The 16,101-nt window shown below is 48.9% G+C and carries 17 protein-coding genes; 8 read left to right on the forward strand and 9 right to left on the reverse strand.

The features are described from left to right. The first annotated feature begins 1 nt into the window (after nt 1). Nucleotides 2–715 carry a phosphoribosylaminoimidazolesuccinocarboxamide synthase gene (gene purC / locus KZ771_RS03385; RefSeq protein WP_290569362.1) on the forward strand — a complete coding sequence of 238 codons (714 nt, stop codon included), beginning with the start codon at nt 2–4 and terminating at the stop codon, nt 713–715. On the opposite strand, the gene KZ771_RS03390 is transcribed toward purC, so the two are convergent. From KZ771_RS03390 to KZ771_RS03410, 5 genes are read right to left on the reverse strand one after another with little or no spacing between them, the layout of a single operon-like run. Then, on the reverse strand, nt 712–879 hold the full coding sequence (locus tag KZ771_RS03390) for a DUF2897 family protein (RefSeq protein WP_290569364.1): 168 nt from the start codon (nt 877–879) through the stop codon (nt 712–714). The genes purC and KZ771_RS03390 overlap by 4 nt on opposite strands. Further along, nucleotides 843–1,583: a M15 family metallopeptidase gene (locus tag KZ771_RS03395; protein WP_290569366.1), complete on the reverse strand. Its 741-nt coding sequence runs from the start codon at nt 1,581–1,583 to the stop codon at nt 843–845. The genes KZ771_RS03390 and KZ771_RS03395 overlap by 37 nt, the downstream gene beginning before the upstream one ends. Beyond that, the gene (dapE, locus tag KZ771_RS03400) at nt 1,580–2,725 is read right to left on the reverse strand and encodes a succinyl-diaminopimelate desuccinylase (RefSeq protein WP_290569369.1); all 1,146 of its coding nucleotides are present in this window, start codon (nt 2,723–2,725) and stop codon (nt 1,580–1,582) included. The genes KZ771_RS03395 and dapE overlap by 4 nt, the downstream gene beginning before the upstream one ends. Before the next feature lie 14 nt (nt 2,726–2,739). After that, nucleotides 2,740–3,084: an arsenate reductase gene (locus tag KZ771_RS03405; RefSeq protein WP_290654346.1), complete on the reverse strand. Its 345-nt coding sequence runs from the start codon at nt 3,082–3,084 to the stop codon at nt 2,740–2,742. Further along, on the reverse strand, nt 3,081–3,635 hold the full coding sequence (locus KZ771_RS03410; protein WP_290569373.1) for a PTS glucose transporter subunit IIA: 555 nt from the start codon (nt 3,633–3,635) through the stop codon (nt 3,081–3,083). The genes KZ771_RS03405 and KZ771_RS03410 overlap by 4 nt, the downstream gene beginning before the upstream one ends. 137 nt (nt 3,636–3,772) lie before the next feature. Here KZ771_RS03410 and yfbV point away from each other — a divergent pair, with 137 nt between their 5' ends. Further along, nucleotides 3,773–4,207, forward strand: coding sequence for a terminus macrodomain insulation protein YfbV (gene yfbV, locus KZ771_RS03415; protein ID WP_133539243.1), 435 nt, complete (start codon nt 3,773–3,775; stop codon nt 4,205–4,207). On the opposite strand, the gene KZ771_RS03420 is transcribed toward yfbV, so the two are convergent. Beyond that, nucleotides 4,204–4,839: an energy-coupling factor ABC transporter permease gene (locus KZ771_RS03420; RefSeq protein ID WP_133539242.1), complete on the reverse strand. Its 636-nt coding sequence runs from the start codon at nt 4,837–4,839 to the stop codon at nt 4,204–4,206. The two genes, yfbV and KZ771_RS03420, sit on opposite strands and share 4 nt — an antisense overlap. Nucleotides 4,840–4,856: 17 nt before the next feature. Further along, nucleotides 4,857–5,666, reverse strand: coding sequence for an exodeoxyribonuclease III (gene xthA, locus KZ771_RS03425; RefSeq protein WP_290569374.1), 810 nt, complete (start codon nt 5,664–5,666; stop codon nt 4,857–4,859). 146 nt (nt 5,667–5,812) lie between these two features. Here xthA and KZ771_RS03430 point away from each other — a divergent pair, with 146 nt between their 5' ends. Both KZ771_RS03430 and KZ771_RS03435 read left to right on the forward strand, forming a co-directional pair. Then, nucleotides 5,813–6,136 (forward strand): DUF3392 family protein, encoded by a 324-nt coding sequence (locus tag KZ771_RS03430; RefSeq protein ID WP_133539240.1) that lies wholly within the window; start codon nt 5,813–5,815, stop codon nt 6,134–6,136. A 13-nt stretch (nt 6,137–6,149) separates the two neighbouring features. Further along, nucleotides 6,150–7,217, forward strand: coding sequence for an alpha/beta hydrolase (locus KZ771_RS03435; RefSeq protein ID WP_290569378.1), 1,068 nt, complete (start codon nt 6,150–6,152; stop codon nt 7,215–7,217). Nucleotides 7,218–7,225: 8 nt separating this feature from the next. On the opposite strand, the gene KZ771_RS03440 is transcribed toward KZ771_RS03435, so the two are convergent. Beyond that, nucleotides 7,226–7,693 carry a hypothetical protein gene (locus KZ771_RS03440; RefSeq protein ID WP_133539238.1) on the reverse strand — a complete coding sequence of 156 codons (468 nt, stop codon included), beginning with the start codon at nt 7,691–7,693 and terminating at the stop codon, nt 7,226–7,228. Nucleotides 7,694–7,784: 91 nt separating this feature from the next. Here KZ771_RS03440 and KZ771_RS03445 point away from each other — a divergent pair, with 91 nt between their 5' ends. The 4 genes from KZ771_RS03445 to KZ771_RS03460 are packed head-to-tail and all read left to right on the forward strand — an operon-like array spanning nt 7,785 to nt 13,098. Next, nucleotides 7,785–9,752, forward strand: coding sequence for a PAS domain-containing protein (locus KZ771_RS03445; protein ID WP_290654347.1), 1,968 nt, complete (start codon nt 7,785–7,787; stop codon nt 9,750–9,752). Continuing rightward, entirely contained in the window at nt 9,739–10,569 is an 831-nt protein-coding gene (locus KZ771_RS03450) for a MoxR family ATPase (protein ID WP_133539236.1), read from the forward strand. The genes KZ771_RS03445 and KZ771_RS03450 overlap by 14 nt, the downstream gene beginning before the upstream one ends. Beyond that, nucleotides 10,559–11,728 (forward strand): VWA domain-containing protein, encoded by a 1,170-nt coding sequence (locus tag KZ771_RS03455; protein WP_133539235.1) that lies wholly within the window; start codon nt 10,559–10,561, stop codon nt 11,726–11,728. Before KZ771_RS03450 ends, KZ771_RS03455 begins: the two co-directional genes overlap by 11 nt. Then, nucleotides 11,725–13,098 (forward strand): phospholipase D family protein, encoded by a 1,374-nt coding sequence (locus KZ771_RS03460; RefSeq protein ID WP_133539234.1) that lies wholly within the window; start codon nt 11,725–11,727, stop codon nt 13,096–13,098. The genes KZ771_RS03455 and KZ771_RS03460 overlap by 4 nt, the downstream gene beginning before the upstream one ends. Before the next feature lie 60 nt (nt 13,099–13,158). Here the strand turns inward: KZ771_RS03460 and KZ771_RS03465 are convergent, their stop codons facing one another. Continuing rightward, nucleotides 13,159–16,062: a ligand-binding sensor domain-containing diguanylate cyclase gene (locus KZ771_RS03465; protein WP_290654348.1), complete on the reverse strand. Its 2,904-nt coding sequence runs from the start codon at nt 16,060–16,062 to the stop codon at nt 13,159–13,161. Between the last annotated feature and the right edge of the window lie 39 nt (nt 16,063–16,101).

Below are 16,101 nucleotides of genomic sequence, written 5' to 3' on the forward strand. Positions count from 1 at the left end.
CATGGAAAAACGCAGTGAGTTGTACCGCGGCAAAGCAAAAACTGTTTACCAAACCGATGATCCCAACCGATTGGTTTTAGAGTTTCGCAACGACACCTCAGCCTTTGATGGCGAGAAGGTCGAGCAACTCGACGACAAGGGCATGGTGAACAACCGCTTTAATCATTTTATTATGACGCGGCTGGAAGAGGCGGGTATTCCGACGCAACTGGACAAACTGTTGAGTGACAATGAGTCACTGGTTAAAAAACTGGATATGATCCCGGTTGAGTGCGTTGTTCGCAATATTGCGGCAGGCTCTCTGGTTCGCCGTTTGGGCGTAGAGGAAGGTAAGGAACTGAATCCACCAACGTTTGAGTTCTTCCTGAAGAACGATGCGCTGCATGACCCGATGGTTAACGAGTATCATATACAGGCTTTTGGCTGGGCAAGCAAAGAGCAAATAGAGCAAATGAAAACCCTCACGTTCAAAGTCAATTCGGTACTTAAATCGCTGTTTGAACAGGCTGGTTTACTGTTGGTGGATTACAAGCTTGAATTTGGTGTAGTCGACGGGCAGTTGGTGCTGGGCGATGAATTTACCCCAGACGGCTGCCGCTTGTGGGACGCTAAAACACGCGAAAAACTCGACAAAGACCGCTTCCGTCAGGGCTTGGGCGGTGTCGTTGAGGCATACCGTGAAGTCGCTCAGCGTCTGGGTGTAGAACTTAGCTAGTCGTCACCTTTATTTTCGTCGCTGTTATTGCCGGGTGAATTTTTTTCATCCGGCTTTTTATTGCCCGGCCATTTGAACTTACTGGTGTATTTAAGCACCATCAAATTACTTACGATTACGCCAATCACTAAAAGGATGAGTAGCCACACCATGTATTGGTCCATCCGTTGTCCTCGCAAATGTTATCAATGTATTGTTGGTGAATTTGATCGATACTAGCCAAAATCGCTGACTGCCCGGCGATGTCTGTCGATGCTATTATCTGTTTGAGTACGGCTGGTGTCAGCTGAGGTAATAGCCGGCAACTGAGCGGCCGGTAACTTAAATGCCAGGGCTCTTGCGCAACGCCGCCCTGATACCGCGCATAAGGGAAGAAAAAGCCAAATTCACTGGCGTGTTCTGTCAGCCATTGCCAAAGCGAGAAGCAAGGCCCCTGCGGGTCGCAATATTCAGACGGGACTAACTGTAATTGACGATCGGTGTTGGTAAATTCAGTAGGATCATAAACGTCTAGGTCGGTTCCCCAATGATGACGGCTAGAGCCCGGCAATGCCGACCAGTGAAGGATCGCGGCCAACTTTTCATCATCTGTTAATGCAGTTACGTCCAGCTCCCGGCCAGATTGATCGCGAAGCATGAGCGCTCCCGACCATTTCCGATTCCAAATACTCAGTTGGCGTTCAAATGAGCGAAAGCCGGAGGCGATTGCTAAAATTATGCCCTGACTTTTCGCCGCGGCACGCATCTCAAGGTATGCCGATACAGTTGACGGGTGAAGCAAGCCATTCTCTGCGGGTATAGCAACCACATGGCTCTGATCTTGTCCGCAGAGTTGCTGTACTGACAATGACAACTGGGGCATGGTCATGATTGATCCAGGCTTTGATTAAGCGCAACCAGTGTATGGCAGTAAATAGCCGTTAGCTTGTCCAGGTCATCGACGTTGACACACTCATTGACCTTATGGATGGTTGCGTTGACGGGGCCTAACTCGATAACTTGCGCGCCGGTTGGCGCGATAAAGCGACCGTCTGATGTGCCGCCGGCGGTGGACAACGTTGCCGGTTGCTGACACTGCTGGCTAATTGCCGTTTGCACAGCGTCAACGAGGGTGCCGGGCTCAGTTAAAAAGGGTGGTCCATTGAGTTTCCAGGTAAGTTGATAATTCAACTTATGGCGATCAAGAAGCTCGCTAACCCGCTGCTTAATTTGTGCTGCAGTTAACTCAGTAGAAAAACGAAAGTTGAATTGCACGTCTAAGCGGCCGGGAATGACGTTGCCTGCACCGGTACCCGCATGAATATTCGATATTTGAAACGTTGTCGGTGGAAAATAGCTGTTGCCATTATCCCATTGTTCAGATGCCAGCTCATGCAGTGCGATCGCTGCTTCGTGAACCGGGTTTTGTGCCATATGAGGATAGGCAACATGGCCTTGTATGCCATGCACTACTAAGTCACCTGTTAAACTGCCACGACGACCATTTTTGATAATATCGGCAACGCGATCGGTACTGGACGGTTCACCGACAATACACCAGGTAATTTTTTCGTTGCGCTGCTCCAGTGTCTCAATGACGCGTTTAGTGCCGTTAATAAACGGACCCTCTTCATCGCTGGTAATTAAAAAGGCAAGATCGAAGGGCAATGGTTGCGGATTTTTGGCCAGAAACTGCTCAACGGCGACTACCATTGCCGCCAGACTGCCTTTCATATCTGCCGCGCCCCGACCATAAAGCATTCCGTCTTTTAGCGTTGGCTCGAACGGAGGCGTGTCCCAGTCATTCGGATCACCGGGTGGGACTACGTCAGTATGGCCGGCAAAGCAAAAAACCGGCTTGCCGGTTCCGCGACGCGCCCACAGGTTTGTGGTGTCCTCAAAAACCAAGGTTTCGCAATCAAAGCCCAATGCAGCCAGCCGTTCTGCAATCACGCGTTGGCAGCCTTCATCAGCCGGTGTTATCGAGGGTCTGGCAATTAAGTCTTTTGCCAGCGCTAACGTTTCACTCATAACGTGATTCCTGATTATTGGTATCGAGTTTGCCAGTCGTCTGCTTTAAAGCCAACGTGTATACCCTGGGTATCTTCAACCAGCGGCCGCTTAAACAAGGTTGGATTATCGACAATAAGCTGCGCCGCGGCGTCATCACTGTTCAGTTGGCGTTGCTCATCCGTCAGTTGGCGCCAGGTTGTGCTGCGCTTATTCACGAGTTTCTCGGCGGGCACCTGTTGCAGCCACGCCAATACGGTATCAACATCTACAGGGTGCTGGCGAACATCGTGAAAGGTGTAAGCAATGTTATTTTGCTCGAGCCAGGCGGTTGCTTTTTTAACTGTATCGCAGTTTTTAATACCGAAAACCGTCATCATAATTTGTCTTGTTCCTCTTCAAAAATAATGCTGTCCAGCGCAGTGGCTGTGCCGGAAGTTGGCCAGGTTAAGGTTGCCGGGCATTGTATAAAAAGACTTAAGCGAGACTGGTGTGGCTCTCCTGCGCGCAAAAGCGCCTGGTTGAGGGTTAATAACGACTGACCTTTGTTCACCGTATCACCGTCGCGGACGTGCCGGCTAAGCGCTTGATGTACCTGAAAGTGTTCGCCATGTCCAAACATGAGCGTTAATGTGACTGCTGCACTGACACCCATTGCCATGAGCTGCATAAAGTCGCCGCTGCTGCTGATTGTTTTAACGGTGGCGTTAAAAGGCGCAACGATTTGGTTGCTGGTGACGTCAATCATTGGACCCTGGCCAAATAGCTGATTGCGTGAAAACGCGGATGCATGTTCATCGACCGTGCAGAATCGACCATTCGCAGGGGATGTGATCGGTAGTAGCTCAGTTGGCAACGTCATCACTCGCTTAGTACCAGAATAAAACGGTATATTGGCAAACCTTGGCAGTCCCTGCAACTGTATCCACATTATCTGTGGATATCTTTGTGCACTACGGTAATGTAAGTTGTTATATCATTGAATTTTAAAGAAAAAATCTTTTGTGCAGTAATCGTACAATCATTCCGATATTGTTTATAATAACGCCACAATGAGTGCGAGGTATTATGAAGCGAAGTTTTATTACGGTGTTAAAAGACGGTCGGGATTACGCAAAGGTTTGGCCACACCATTCTGTCACCGCAGCTTTCACAGAGTCGCGTGTTATTCCAGTTACGCGATTAGGTGAACGTTGGACACCTGCGATTGCAGTATTAAATAGTGCATTGTTTTATCAGTTTATGCCCACAGAGCAGTTGGCGCAGGGGATTTTGCTTTCGCTTATCATGCTGTCATTGCCGCTACAGGGGGTCTACTGGCTGGGGTGGCGCGCGCGGCAACCGTTATCACCGCGCTTAAAAGCTTGGTATAAAGAGCTACAGAACAAGCTAAAGGCTAGTGGTGAGGTGTGTCAGCCGCAGGGCAGAAAAGGCCCCGACTATTATGACCTGGGTGTTATTATTCGTAAGGCGTTGGACACCCTGCCGCCTCATGAGCACTAATTGCCGTCAATATAGACTGGGTCACTGAAGGTTTTTAGCCACTCTGGCTTGTAAACCACCATCAGCGTAACTGCCATCCCGTTCAGTAGTGCCTCCGGGAACATAACGAGTGGCGTGATGACCAAATAGTTTTGCCAGATATTATCCCAACTCAGATAACCACTGCTCAGTGCCCAGGTTGCGTGTGCCATGTGCGCGGCAGCAATCGCACTAGCTGCGGTAATAAAGGCATTTACGAAGATATAAACAAACGGATGGCGGGGGAGCCGATGGTACACAATCGCATACGCCACGTAAGTTACAAGTGCCGGAACAACGATATGACTTAAGTAAAGTGCAGAAATGCTGCTTAAAGAATAGGAGCTAACCCAAAGGTTTAGCAACACGATGCCCGCTCCGACTACCACAGCACGGCGAAAACCTAACATTAAGGTTAATGCGGTAACTCCAAGGAAGTGAATGCTAAGACCTTGCTCTAGCTCGGCCGAAAACGTCCAGATAAAGCTGAGTACCGCCATACCTCCCAGGCTGAGATGCTGCAACAGTGAGCTCTGCCGAAGCAAAGCCCAGTTGCTGTTCATTATGCTGAGGAGGACAACGAGTAGCGCCGCCCCATGAATGACCCAGGTCATTTGATGGTTACCGCCGTTTAGACGCTAAATGAACTCCAAATCGGCGCATGATCGGACGGCTTCTCTATGCCGCGTAGCTCGTAATCAATACCGCTATCTATACAGTTTTCGGCCAATGCCCGGGTGGCGAGGATCAAATCAATACGTAAGCCACGGTTATCGTCGAAGCCACGTGAGCGATAATCAAACCAGCTGTATTCATTGGTGTCGTCCGGGTACTGGTTACGATAAGTATCGGTTAGCCCCCAATCAAGCAAACGGTTAAGCCAGTCACGTTCTTCAGGTAAGAAGCTACATTTACCCGTTCTTAACCAGCGCTTCATGTTTTGTTCACCGATACCAATATCGATATCCTGATGAGAGATATTCATGTCACCCATGATAATGACCGGCTCGCTGGCATCCAGTGAGTTTTCTAAATACGCCATTAAGTCCTGATAGAACTTTTCTTTAGCAGGAAACTTAGTTGGGTGGTCACGGCTCTCGCCTTGCGGGAAGTAACCATTGAGCACGCGAACGCTGCGACCGTCGTCTAACGGATAGTCGCCCATAATCATTCGACGCTGGGCTTCATCGTCGTCGGTAGGAAAACCAAACTGCGGATTTTGCAATGGCTTTTTGCTCATTAAGGCGACGCCATAATGGCCTTTTTGACCATGATAAATAACGTGATAGCCCATGGCTTCAACGTCGCTAAGTGGAAACTGGTCATCGTGGACTTTGGTTTCCTGTAAGCCGATAACGTCAGGCTGATGTTTTTCGATTAACGCCTGTAATTGGTGAAGGCGAGCGCGAATACCGTTGATGTTAAAAGAAATAAATTTCATCTGTTGGTTAACTCATATAATGGCTACGATGGTGCCGATAATAACAAACCCAGTCGTTACGTGCGACCAGCTTTAGATGCGTCATGTTTTAAAAAATCGTATACTCGCTGGCGCAGAGAAAGTAACAATAAGTAATAGGATACAACGTGTTGCAGTTATTAAACGAGCTAGGCCTAATGGTTCGGCCTCATTTATACCAAATCGCCACTATGATTGTTGCGACCTTACTGGTTATCTATGGCAACGAAGTCAATCAGGTGATTCGCCGGCAAATATCAGGGTTACATTTTGTGTTTCGTGCGGCTATCTTTGTGTTGGTTTGTGCCTTTGGCTATGGCTATTTATTGATTTGGTTTACACCACTGTTGTCGTCATGGTTGCACGGTATTCCGTTGCATCTAACTGCACCTGCAACGCTCGCCATTTTACTACTACTTGGTGTTTTAGCCGAACGTAAAAAACAATTATAAAAGACAGGATGTTATGAGCACGCCATTGTTAACTATACGAGCTGGCGCAAGCGCCTACGAACATATCAAGCAGCAGGGTCTGCAGGCCAACGATGTAGACTTATTATTAGGCGCGTCGGGTGGGCCGAAGTGGTTTATATTGCAGGGATTAGATCGGTTTTTATTTGGCGATTTTTTTGCCGGCAAGGAGCAACCGTTAAAGACCCTGGGGACGTCGGCGGGCGCTTGGCGTTTTGCGGCGTTGGGACAGCCTGATCCGGTAGCTGCCAGCGAATTGTTTGCGCGCTTGTATAGCACCCAGACCTATAGTGAAAACCCGGATCGCGCCGAAATTACTACCGAGGCCAAAAAGCTGTTGGCGGAATACGTCCCTGACCATGCGGTGACTTCGATCCTTAACCAGACTAACGTACAGCATCACTTTATTGTCGCTCGCTGTTTACGGAGTACTGCCTCAGAAGGTCGTCGACAACTATGGGGATTATTATCATCAGCGTTGGCTAACTCGGTTAATCGGCGCGCGCTGGGTCGATATTACGAACGCGTGATGTTTCATCATCCCCAGTCGGATCTCGATTTTTGTAAGCACTGGGATGATTTACCTACACGTTTTGTGTCGCTGAGTCAGCAAAATTTTGCCCCGGCTTTATTGGCAACGGGTTCGATTCCTTTAGTGTTAGAGGGCGTTAAGGATATACCGGGAGCGCCGGCGGGTATGTATCGTGATGGCGGTATTACCGACTATCATTTTGACCTCGACTTGTCGCGGGTTAACGGCTTGGTGCTTTATCCGCACTTTCATTCCGAGGCGATCCCGGGGTGGTTTGATAAGCGTCTAAAAAAACGTCGCACCAGCGGCAAGCAGTGGCCAAACGTTGTTTTTATATCTCCCACGGATGAGTTTGTACGGTCACTGCCTTACGGCAAAATACCGGATCGTACAGATTTTCAGAAACTGCCGGTGGCGGAGCGTATTGACTATTGGCGCAAAGCAATAGCGGCAGGGCAGGCGTTGGGTGAAGAACTTGCCGAACTGATTGCCAGTGGCAAAATCAAACAGCGCTTACAATTGTGGCAGTAGCCTTGGATTTAGTTGCTATGAGTAAAGCTGGCGTCGCAGAGTTGTTCGAAGCGTTCGGCAGCTAGGCGTCGGGCAAGATTGATTTCATGTGCGGTCAGGCGCGGGGTTAATTGCTCGAGCAGTTTAGAGGCTGTCGGCTGTCCTGCTTTTTCGGCTAACGTTAGCCAACAACATGCGTGAAAAGGACTTGCCGGTAAGTGTTCACCCTGTAAAAACAATTGGCCGAGATAGAGCATCGCCTTACCGTGACCCAGCAAAGCCGCACGACGAAAGTGTTTAGCGGCGTCAAAAGGGGAGTGTTTAATCAGTTCGGCAGCTTTTACATAATGATGTTTGGCATAACGCTGCCAATACTCGGGCCCCCGCACTTTAACATCGCGCGGTTGTTGTTGCACCAGCTGCTGACGTGCGACAGCGATGAGCTTATCGACTTGTTCTAGAAGCTGTGTTTGCCACTGATTGACGTCCGTTGCCATGAATTTTTATCGTAAACTGTATGTTCGTTATTTTTATTGTTAATCTCAGTGTACCCTTAGCGCAGTTGTTGAGTAAAGCAACATATCAGCCATGAGTAAATCAATAGGCCAGCCTGAACCCGTTACTAATCAAAACCTTGAACAGCTGATCAATGCTGGTACGGGGTTGACGCTGTTTGTCTGGGAAGATACCGAGCTATGGCCGGTACGTTATGTTTCGGATAACGTTGCCACCGTATTTGGCTACAGCAAGGCGCAGTTTCTTAACCGCGAGGTGCAATTTAAATACCTTATCCACGAGGATGATTTAGCGCGTGTTAATGACGAAGTCGAATTGCTGAAGTCAGGAAAAACCGATTATCGCCTTACTCATCAGGACTACCGTATACGTCATCGAGACGGGCATTATGTGTGGGTAACCGATACCACAGTGGTTAAACGTGACGAGCAGAAGGGCATTAATGTTCTGTTTGGCTATTTAATTGATATTACCGAGCGCAAGGCGCTGGAATTAAAACTCGAAACAGAACGCAACCGCTTGTCGTTACTACTCGATGCAACACGGCTGGGTACCTGGGAGTGGAATCCACAGACCAATGAAACGCGATTTAACGAGCGTTGGGCAAAAATGTTCGGTTATGAACCCGATGAGCTAGAGAAACAGGTGGAAACCTGGTCAAGCCGCCTGCACCCCGATGACTATGACCGTGTATGGCGTTCCATTAAAGACCACTTAGATGGTATTACGCCGTTTTACGAGAGTGAGCATCGTATATTGCACCGCTCCGGCCGTTGGGTTTATGTACTGGATCGTGGCCGAATTATCGAACGTGACAATCAGGGGCGGGCGACACGTTACGCGGGCACTGTGACTGATGTTACTGAGCAAAAACAAGCCGAGATCGATGCGCGTCGCGTAGCGCATGCAAAAAACGTATTTTTGGCCAATATGTCTCACGAGGTTCGAACACCGCTGCATGGTATTCTCGGCTTAGCGTCAGTACTGGAAAATACACAGGTTACGGATTATCAGAAGCGATTATTAAAAACCATAAAAAACAGCGGAGACTACCTGTTAAATACGCTCAACGACTTATTAGATTTAACCCGGGCAGAGGAAGGGCAATTAAAAATTAAGCTCGGAACCCACAGCGTTGAACGGATTTTGCAGCACGTGGCTTCGTTATTTGAGCAACGAGTTAGCGAGAAAGGTTTGCAATTTAAGCTGGATATCAGTGATCAGTTACCCAAGCAAACCATCATGGATCATACCCGGATTATTCAAATTATTAGTAACCTGGTCAGCAACGCAATTAAGTTTACCGAACAGGGCCAAATTTGTTTGCGGGCACGTTGGCTACCGGAAACTCAGCGTCGGGGCGAGCTGGAAATTAGCGTTATCGATAGCGGTGCTGGTATTCGCGATACCCAGCGGATCTGGCAGCTGTTTGAACAAGAGGACGATGGCTTAACCCGATCGCAACAAGGCAGCGGCCTGGGTTTGGCTATTGTGCGTAATCTGGTGCAGTTACTAAGCGGAACAATTCAGGTAGACAGCGAACCAGGCGAGGGATCTTGTTTTACCGTATGCCTGCCAATGAGTGTGCACCTTGGCGCGGCGCCTAATGAGCAGGAGCTGTCAGAACTGCCGCTACCAGAGATAGAAAAGTTTGCTATTTTAGTGGTTGACGATAACACCATTAATCAAATGATTGTTTGTGAGATGCTGCGAACACTGGGACAGCAAGTTGATGCGGTGACCAGTGGTGCAATGGCGATTGAGCGATTAGGGCAGACTGCCTACGATGCCATTTTTATGGATTTGCACATGCCGGTGATGGATGGCATGGAAACGACCAGAAAAATACGCCAATTAACGGATGTTAAACAACCGCATATTTTTGCGTTAACCGCGAATGCATTCCCGGAAACACGCACCCAGGCGCTGCATTCGGGGATGGACGACTACGTAACGAAACCTTTTGTGAAAGAAGATCTCGCGCGTGTACTAACGCGCATTAGTACCACCAAAAACAGGACTCAACATGGCATTTCGTAGCACCGATAGCTATATCGTTTCTGAGCAGTTAGCCAGCGCAGTCAATGCCGCTGTAACCTTACAAAAACCGCTATTGTTAAAAGGCGAACCGGGAACCGGCAAAACCCGGCTGGCGCAGGAACTGGCAACGTCATTAGGCACCAATCTTATTCAGTGGTCGATAAAGTCGACCACTAAGGCTCAACAGGGATTGTACGAATATGATGCGGTTTCACGGCTACGCGACAGTCAACTTGGCAGCGATAAGGTGCATGATATCAGCAACTATATTCGTCCGGGCAAACTGTGGCAGGCGTTCACCGCCGAACAGCGACCGGTGCTACTCATCGACGAAATTGACAAAGCCGATATTGAGTTTCCGAATGACTTATTACATGAACTCGACCAAATGGCTTTTCACGTTTACGAGACGGGTGAGCATATCGAGGCAAAGCAACGTCCTATCGTGTTGATAACGTCAAACAATGAAAAAGCCTTACCGGACGCATTTTTACGGCGTTGTTTTTTCCATTTTATTCAGTTCCCCGACGAGGACACGCTGGCGCAAATTGCGCAGGTGCATTTTCCCGACCTACAGCAAAAGTTATTGAATGAAGCGCTGGGAATGTTTTTTGAACTGCGACACACGCCGGGTTTAAAGAAAAAACCATCAACATCAGAACTGCTGGATTGGTTGCGGTTGTTACTTGCTGAAGATATCAGCGCACAACAACTGGCTGAGTCTCGACAACGACAAAGTGCCATGCCGTTAACCGGCGCGTTATTAAAACACGAGCAGGATGTTGAGTTAATCGAACGGCTGCGTCGTGTTAATTGAGTTTTTTCAGCTGCTGCGTGGAGCAGGGGTAAAAACAACGATCACCGAGTGGCTCGATTTATTGCAGGCACTTGAGCAACGCGTGATTTTTGCCGATGTTGATCAGTTTTACCATATGAGTCGCATGATACTGGTTAAAGACGAGCGTTTTTACGATCGTTTTGATCGTGCCTTTGCGGCTTATGTTGAGCGCGTTAAAAATACGGATATCGCAGAAAGTATACCCAAAGAGTGGCTCGAAGATGCACTAAAACGTGAGTTTTCGGCTGAGGACAAAGAAAAAATTAAGCAACTCGGGTCGCTCGATGAGTTATTAAAAACATTTCAGGAGCGCTTACAAGAGCAGCAGGAGCGCCATCAGGGGGGCTCTAAATGGATTGGCACAGGCGGAACCTCACCGTTTGGAGCTTATGGCTATCACCCGGGCGGTATTCGAGTCGGGCAGCAGGGTAACCGTAATCGTAGCGCGGCAAAAGTATGGGACAAACGTGAATTCAGCGATCTTGATGACGAGGCGCAACTTGAGCAGCGCGGCTTCCAAATTGCGTTGCGTAATTTACGGCAGTTTGCCCGCACTGGCGCGCCAACCGAACTTGATATTGATGCGACATTGACGGCTACAGCTCGTCAGGGTGGGCTGCTGGATCTGCAATGGCAGGCTGAGCGGCACAATGCGATTAAATTATTGCTACTAATTGATGTCGGCGGTTCGATGGATGACCACGTTTACCAGGTAGAACAACTGTTTACTGCACTTAAAAATGAGTTCAGGCATCTTGAACTGTTTTATTTTCATAATTGCCCCTATGAGGGCTTATGGCGGACTAATCGCCGGCGCCGTAGTGAACAAGTGCCGACTGAACAAGTTATCCAAACCTACGGCGAGGATTACAAACTGGTGTTGGTCGGTGATGCTACCATGGGCCCATACGAGATTGCTTATCCGGGCGGAAGTGTTGAACATTGGAACGAGGAGCCCGGCGAAGTATGGTTGCGACGTCTGCTGAAGAAGTTCGCTAACGCCGTCTGGCTTAATCCGCAGCCGTCGTCACATTGGCGCTATTATCCTTCAATTCAAATGCTTCATGAAATCATGCAGGGACGAATGCAACCGCTTACCCTGGCGGGTTTGCAACGTGCGACCGAGTTAATCAAATGACGAAAATGCTGGCGGCGCAATTTTTACTGCTGGAGACAGCGCATGAAAGCTTACTTGAGCGGATACGGTTGTGCCGACAGGCGCAGCAGAGTATTAATCTGCAATACTACTTGTGGCGCGATGATTTAAGCGGGCTTACGTTGCTGAATGAATTGGTCAAAGCAAGTCGCCGTGGCGTGAAGGTCAGCTTATTGCTGGATGATTTTCATAGTAGTGCCGTCGAGCGGCTGCTTCGTGATTTGCAGCGTTTACCCAATTTTGCGGTTAAGCTTTTTAACCCGTTACGCCACCGACGGTTACGTTGGCTCAATTACTTTCTCGATTTTAAACGGGTTAACCGACGCATGCATAACAAAGCGATGGTTATCGATAACAGCATGGCAATTGTCGGCGGCCGCAATGTCGGTGATGAGTACTTTGGTGTGCATGCGGGCGAGTTATTTTCGGATTTAGATGTACTCGTGCAGGGCGACGTCGTAAGGCAAATACAGCAAGACTGGGCAAGTTACTGGGGTTGCGACCTGGCGGTTGATATTGCAAATATTCCCGGTCGCAGTCCGACCGAAGCCTTTCTGCAACGTTGGCAACGCCATCAGCAACAGATACAAGTACAACAATTGCGAGATTATGTACTAAACGACCCCTTGAGTACCAATTTGACGCAACGTCAATGGATTGAGGCGCAAGCTAACTGGGTTAGTGACGACCCGCTGAAGGCCAGTATCGACCGCAAACCGTTACGTTTGGTCACACAACAGATGACACGCGTTTTGGGTCAGGCAAAACAGCAACTGCGCATGGTATCTCCTTATTTTGTTCCTACTTCCAACGGCGTGAAGGAGCTTGAGCAGTTGAGCGAGCAGGGCGTTGATATTCAGGTATTGACCAACTCACTGGCTGCTACCGATGTGCCGGCGGTACATGCCGGTTATCAACGCAGTCGTCGGCGTTTATTAATGGCAGGCATAAAACTCTATGAGTTACGGCGGTTGGAAGATACACAGGAGCAGAAGAAAGTCCTGCCCTATTTTCGCCGCTCAGCGACCAGTTTGCATGCAAAAACTATCACTGTCGATGAACGCCAGGTGTTTGTCGGTTCGTTCAATTTCGACCCACGCTCGGCGCAGATAAACACCGAGGCCGGACTGGTAATTGCCTCGGCAACTATAGCCAAACAAATCAATGCTATGTTTGCCAATGAGTTGCCGTTTAAAACCTTTCAACCACGGCTCAACCGCTTTTATAAACTTTACTGGCTGGATAAAAGCTGTGTGCCGGCCAGGCGTTACTACCGCGAACCCAAAGCTGGTGTGGCGCGCCGTTTGATGGTGTGGCTTACAGCGCGCCTGCCGGTAGAACATTTACTATGAATCTCGTTACATAATCCGGCGCTGTACTTGCTGCTCCAGGTGGCCAGAGGTACCGCGCTTTTATTTCTTCTCGGTTCGGTTTCGGCCTTTATTCTTGGCCTCGTAAAGCGCTTTATCGGCAGCAACAAGCAGACTGCTGTGATCGGGATAGTGTTGATTACTTGCAACGCCAATACTGACAGTTAATTGCTTATCACCGATTAAGTGTGAAAAATCATGGCGTTCTATCGCCAGTCGTATTCGCTCTGCTGCATCATAGGCTTGTTCTAAGCCTGTATCGGGCAGCAGCACGGCAAACTCTTCTCCACCCCAGCGGGCAGCGTAGTCAATATCCCGAAGTATTCGCCGCAAGCGTCTGGCAAGCTCTATCAGTACCTGGTCACCAATGGTATGTAAAAACTCGTCGTTAACCTGTTTAAAATAATCTACGTCGATAATGGCTAAGGATAGTAAGCCACCAGAACGGGCACTGCGTTTAACTTCGAGTTTTAAACGCTCATCAAATGCGCGGCGGTTGCCCAATCCTGTTAACGGATCCTGGCGTGCGATAGCTTCTAACTCCGTGGTTTTTTCTTTTACCATTGCTTCAAGCCGCTGTCGGCTGCGATCCAAATAACGCAGTCGAGCGCGAACAATAAACCCGGCCAACAAGAGAGTGCCTAGCCCTAATAATAGCCAGGTCATTGGTCGTTGCCAGAAGTGTTCTGATTGGCTAAATGCAAATGTCGCGGGTTTACTCCATTCTCCGCCGGGGTAGGCTGCTCGCACCTGAAATAAATAATCATCGGCTGGCAGGGCGGTGTATTCTGCGGTAGTAAAACGACCTTTGTTTACCCAATCTTGATCAAAACCGACCAATCGTACTTGATAGCGTATCTGTTCTGACATCAAGTAACCCAGCCCTGCGTAATCAAAAGCAAGACGCTGGGTGTCGGCTGCCACGCGCTCGCCATAGCTCAGTGTCTCGCCATCCGCGGTAACAGTAGCAATAACGGTTGGCGGAGGCGTTGCCGCAAGTTTACTGATCGAGCCCGGGTCAATTACAGATACCCCGGTCGCCGTGGCAAACCATAAATTCCCGTCACTGGTTCTAAACAGGGCGGGACCACCGCTATTGACCTGTGAGTTACTCATGCCATCGACCTCGGTATAGCGGTGATAGATGAGTGGCTTTTGCGGATTGCTCAAAGTCGCGGTAAACGCATCATGGGGGATTAAAAGTGCACCGCGGTTAGTTCCCAACCACAGATTTGCGGCTCCATCAAAGGCGACGGATAAATAATTATCAAAAGGTAAACCAGTATCGCGATTAAAAATACGCCAACTATCGTCATCCGCGTTGTAGATAATAAGCCCTCGATCGCTGGCAAACCATAGGTACCCCTGGTACTCCTGAATTTGAAACACCAATTCGGCATCATTTAATGTCGACAGGTCTACCGGTTCAATTTGGTAACTAAAGTGATCGCCATTATTCTGCAAGGCTATCTTAACAACCCCGCTGACAGAGCCTGCCCAAAGCTGGCCCTGGTGATCGAACGATAGTGCCGTGGTGTAGTTATTTTTAAGGCCATCAACCTGGGTGACGTAGCTGATATTGTCGTTATGGATATGGGTTAGGCCACCGGGGCCGCCCATTACAATTCCTATGTCCGGGTGCACTGCGATTTGCCGAACTTCATTGTCCGGCAGAATGTTTTCGCTGTGCCAATGCTCAACTATCGTGTTTCCGTTCCAGACATATGCTCCGCCAGTGTAGGTACCGATAACCAGGTTGCCCTGATACTCTGCCAGCGATAGAACCGATTGATTAGGAATGTCAGTAGCAGGGCCAACAGTGTGAACGCCCTCGGCATCGATACGACTGACACCATTGCTGGTACCAACATACAAGGCACCTTGCCACTGATAAACGGCTCTAACGTAGTTGCCAGCTAAGCCATGGGCTTTAGAGTAGGTGTTGAATAACGCATCACGAAATTGAACCAGACCACCGTGGGTAGATACCCAGATACTTCCCTCATGGTCATTTTGTATATCCAACACGTGGTTGTTTGGTAAACCGTTTTCAACGTTGAGTGAATCTAGCCTACGACCGTCATAGCGCCATACACCCTGACGATAGGTGCCGATCCATAGGTAGCCATCAGGGCTGTGGTGAATGGTGCTGATACTTGCTTTCAACTCTGGTATAAAAGGTACGAAGTCGTTATCTGATTGTTGTCGATAAAGACCTTGTTCTGTGCCGACCAGCAATTTGTCATCAGGACCCAAATGCAACTCTCGGATCAAGTTACCCGGCACTGAATCAATTACAGTAAACTGTGTGCTGTTGGCTGTTTTTACAGCGAGTCCTTTATTGGTCGCGACCCAAAGGTTGTCGTTAGCGTCGATGACACTTTGGTAAACCGCATTGGAGGGCAGTCCGTGCTCTGTGGTAAAAGCTACCGAGCGTTCGTCATTTTCATAAAACAGCAATCCTTGTTCGCTGCTCGCCACCCATAAGTTGCATTGGTCATCAATTGAAAGCTGGTTGATAAAGGGCGGAGCCGGCTCCAGTTCGCGCCAACTACCCTCGTCATAACGGCTGATGCCGCCGCGTGCACCACCCACGTACAAACTGCCATTGCATCGGTTGAGTGCGACGGTATAAATACCAATATCAGGTAGGCCGGTAACTCTTACATCGTCAAAAATTTCAAAATCCCGGCCATTGAAGCGCGTGGGGCCTTGCCAGGTGCCCAGCCACAGGTAGCCGCTTTGATCCTGTACCATGGCATTGACTGAATTGTGCGGCAACCCTTCACGAGTCGTCCAAACCTGCCGTACATAGTGTTGTAACGAATTGCTGTCTGCCAGGTCAGGTAAGTTATACTGTGCATCGGATTGCGCATGAACGCGCGGCGAACTGGTAACCGCTAAAACAATGGATAAAACAGTAAAAAAGAAGAACACCTGACGCATGTGAAACACTATTATTTTTATTGTAAAGATTTCATAGTA

Source organism: Idiomarina sp., from assembly GCF_019431395.1.
GTDB lineage: Bacteria > Pseudomonadota > Gammaproteobacteria > Enterobacterales > Alteromonadaceae > Idiomarina.